Source organism: Colwellia sp. BRX8-5, assembly GCF_014077325.1.
Lineage (GTDB): Bacteria > Pseudomonadota > Gammaproteobacteria > Enterobacterales > Alteromonadaceae > Colwellia_A.
This window is the reverse complement of record NZ_JACGVR010000096.1, coordinates 1-431: the sequence shown is the minus strand read 5'-3', so window position 1 is coordinate 431 and position 431 is coordinate 1. Positions and strand designations below refer to the sequence as shown.

At 36.7% G+C, this 431-nt stretch carries 1 pseudogene; it reads left to right on the top strand.

The features are described from left to right. Positions 1-300 (top strand): annotated as a pseudogene (locus H4J62_RS20035) (spermidine synthase); the annotation flags it as partial. Positions 301-431: the final 131 nt, after the last annotated feature.

Genomic DNA, 431 nt, shown 5'->3' with positions numbered 1-431 from the left:
GTTGTTGCCCAGGGAGAGTCTTCTTGGTATGCCATGGATATTCAACAATCGCTATTGAAAGTATTAAACAATGTCTTTCCTAAAACTTATTTGTATAGTTTTAGTAATTTAACTTATCCAGGCGGCTTATGGAGTTTTACTTTTGCGTCTAAGCAATACCATCCTATTAAGGATTTTAACGCTGAACGGGTTGAAAAGTCAGGCTTGATTTTTGATTATTATAATGCTCCGCTTCACTCTGCTGCCTTCGCCTTACCTAGCTTTGTCAAAAAAGGTTTGCTGGGTTTAATTGATAATTAAGTCATTTTAAACGGCCAATAATCTTTAGACGTTTGTGTTGCAACTGTGTAAGTAAAAATCACCAGACAAGCTATAGCTAAGTAACTCGCTTATTTTGCTATAGCTTATGATTACTCCCCAAGTGATCCCCT